This is a genomic window from Bradyrhizobium sp. (assembly GCF_016462955.1).
In the GTDB taxonomy this organism is placed as follows: Bacteria; Pseudomonadota; Alphaproteobacteria; order Rhizobiales; family Xanthobacteraceae; genus Bradyrhizobium.
Map to the genome: position 1 here is coordinate 1 of NZ_JAEMSD010000066.1, position 2,529 is coordinate 2,529.

Genomic DNA, 2,529 nt, shown 5'->3' on the forward strand with positions numbered 1-2,529 from the left:
GGTGGACGCGACGCAGTTGCCGCGCGGCTTCAACACGCAGCGCGTGCAGCTCTGGATGGGAACGAACGCACATCTGGTCGCCTACCCGATGTCGGGCGGCAAGCGGATCAACGTGGTTGCGATCATCTCGGGCAAGTGGAACAGGCCGGGCTGGAGCGAGCCCGGCGATGTGGTCGAGATCGCCAATCAGTTCTCAGCGCCGCGATGGCCGATCGCCGCGCGCATGATGATCGGCGCGGTCGACGGCTGGCGCAAATGGGCGCTGTTCGCCATGCGCGACGGCGGCGCCTGGAACAAGGGACCGATTGCATTGCTGGGCGATGCCTCGCACGCGATGCTGCCGTTCGCCGCGCAGGGCGCCGGCATGGCGATCGAGGATGCCTCCGTGCTCGCCCGGCATTTGAGCCCTGAGGCTGCCGAGAGCGCCGCGGACATCTCGGCGGCGCTGACGCAATACGGCCGGGCACGCCAGGCGCGGGTCCGGCGGGTGCAGCGGACCGCGCGGCAGCAGGGCCGCATCTATCATCTCGGCGGGCCGCTCGCGGTCGCGCGCGACCTTGCGATCCGCGCGCTCGGGCCGGAGCGCATGCTGGCGCGGCAGGACTGGATCTACGGCTGGCGGCCGTGATGCGAAGCGCGGCCGGCGCAAGACCTCAATGGGCCGCCCTGCCGGATTTCGCTGCGGGCTTGGCGGGCGCCACGGGCGATGCCGCCGCTTGTGCCGGCTCAGGCGGCGTCTCGCGGCACCTGTTGCGGCGCCAGGCCTCGTCGACCAATTGGGCCTGCCCGCGCACCGCGATATAGTCGTTGCGATAAGCGAGCTCGGCCACGACGGCCCCGCCGGCTCCGGTTTCGGCCTTCTCCATCAACTTCTGCAACTCGTCGGTGCGCTTGGCGAGCAGCCTGCGCTCACCCTCCAGCTGCTTGCAGTCGTACAAATCGTACTTGGCAGGATCGGCAAAGGCCGGCGCGATCGTCTCGCTCATGCCGGCACAGCCGGACAGCGCGAGCCCGGCCGCCAGCAGCGCGAAGAGCGCGCCGAAGCCGCGCAGCGAACAGGACCTCGAAACAGTCATGCCGGATGAATAGCCCCCGTGGATTGAGAATGCCTAAAGCAGGACCAGATGTCGGGATTGAGGCTTTGCCTTGTGCGCCCGGCTCGCTTAAGGAAGAACCGTCCCTCCGGCGCCATAACGCGCCAATTCCAGACGGCCGGAGACGGACTTAAGTGTTTGATCTCGTGGGATCAAGCGGGCATGGCGGAATTGGTAGACGCAAGGGACTTAAAATCCCTCGGTGCGCAAGCGCTGTGCCGGTTCGACCCCGGCTGCCCGCACCACGAACGAGCCCACGGCGCGGGCCAGCTTCACTTGTGGTACAGTGAGTCCATGGCACCCAAAAAATCATCCCCCAAGAAGGGCAAGGCCTCCGGCTTTGTGGTCGGCAGTGCGCGCTTCAGAAAGATCAGTTCTGTCGAGGGCATCGTCTATTCGTCCGAGATGAAGGGCAGCAGCGCGGTCGCCAAGAGCAAGGCGCGCACCCCCGAAGAACGGCTGAAGGTGATCATCAAGGCCTACCACAAGGCGTAATCCGGCATGTATGATGCTGTCGCTGACGGCTACTGCTATCCCGGCACGACGGTCCTGAAGAACAAGCTCGATCTCACAGACGGCGACGAGCTCGATGCGTTCGAGGCCGAAGCCAGCGATGTCAGAGCCGACCAGGAACTGCCCGCCGGTGATCTGGATTTCACGCACTTCAAGGCGATTCACGGGCACCTGTTCCAGGACGTCTACGAGTGGGCCGGAAAAATCCGTACGGTCCGCATCTCGAAGGGCGGAAATCCCTTCTGCTTTCCCGAGAACATCGAAGGCCAAGCGAACAAGCTGTTCGCGCAGCTAAAGAAGGACAAGTTTCTGAGCGGCCTCGAGCCTGAGTTGTTCGCACAAAGGGCGGCGCACTTTCTTTCCGAGCTCAACGTCATACACGCCTTCCGGGAGGGCAACGGACGCACGCAGCTGTCGTTCTTCCTCCTGCTGGCGGACCACGCCGGGCATCCGCTCGACCTGCAGGACCTGGACCCAAACGCCGTTCTCAATGCGATGATCGCCGCGTTCGACGGCGACGAAGGGCCTCTTGCCGCAGTGATCCATGGCCTCCTCAAAGACGAGGCCGACTAACGTCGGGCGGCCTCGTCAGGGATATTGGAGCGTGCCAGATATCGGGACTCCGGCTCGTCGTTCGGAGGTCATGAGCCGGCCCTCACCAAATCTTGTCCACCGCCGCCCCGCCTGCCAGCCATCCCGAAACATGGGTTGTGCAGCGCAACATTGGCGATAAACAGGTCGCTCGACTGCAGAGGTGAGCTTCCTTGTCCGACGTCAATGCCGACGATTGGGTGTCCGCCGGACACCGCCCGATGGGTTTTCCGGAATTCGTTATCATGATCGCGTCCATCATGGCGCTCAATCCGCTCGCGATGGACATCATGCTGCCGGCGCTGCCGGATATCGGGGCGGCCTTCAAGAT

The 2,529-nt window shown here is 64.5% G+C and carries 4 protein-coding genes, 1 tRNA gene and 1 pseudogene; 5 read left to right on the forward strand and 1 reads right to left on the reverse strand.

Translation table 11 applies throughout. The annotated features are described in order from the left end of the window. Positions 1-628 (forward strand): FAD-dependent monooxygenase (locus JHD07_RS09985; RefSeq protein WP_291621506.1); only part of this gene is annotated, 628 nt, incomplete at its 5' end. Between the two features lie 25 nt (positions 629-653). Here JHD07_RS09985 and JHD07_RS09990 read toward each other — a convergent pair. Then, positions 654-1,076 (reverse strand): twin-arginine translocation pathway signal, encoded by a 423-nt coding sequence (locus JHD07_RS09990; RefSeq protein WP_291621508.1) that lies wholly within the window; start codon positions 1,074-1,076, stop codon positions 654-656. A gap of 174 nt (positions 1,077-1,250) precedes the next feature. Between JHD07_RS09990 and JHD07_RS09995 the strand changes: the two genes are divergently transcribed. The 4 genes and pseudogenes from JHD07_RS09995 to JHD07_RS10010 all read left to right on the forward strand — a co-directional run. Further along, positions 1,251-1,339 (forward strand) — tRNA-Leu (locus JHD07_RS09995). Between the two features lie 49 nt (positions 1,340-1,388). After that, positions 1,389-1,589, forward strand: a complete 201-nt coding sequence (locus tag JHD07_RS10000; RefSeq protein WP_291621510.1) for a hypothetical protein — start codon at positions 1,389-1,391, stop codon at positions 1,587-1,589. A 6-nt stretch (positions 1,590-1,595) separates the two neighbouring features. Beyond that, a complete protein-coding gene (locus JHD07_RS10005) occupies positions 1,596-2,180 on the forward strand; it encodes a Fic family protein (RefSeq protein ID WP_291621512.1) in 585 nt (194 codons plus the stop codon). Between the two features lie 191 nt (positions 2,181-2,371). Then, positions 2,372-2,529: pseudogene (locus tag JHD07_RS10010) on the forward strand (MFS transporter); the annotation flags it as partial.

Bases quoted from the DNA above. Each gene is read 5' to 3' on its own strand.
- JHD07_RS10005 (WP_291621512.1), top strand. From the start codon at position 1,596: ATGTATGATGCTGTCGCTGACGGCTACTGCTATCCCGGCACGACGGTC.
- JHD07_RS10000 (WP_291621510.1), top strand. From the start codon at position 1,389: ATGGCACCCAAAAAATCATCCCCCAAGAAGGGCAAGGCCTCCGGCTTT.
- JHD07_RS09990 (WP_291621508.1), bottom strand. From the start codon at position 1,076: ATGACTGTTTCGAGGTCCTGTTCGCTGCGCGGCTTCGGCGCGCTCTTC.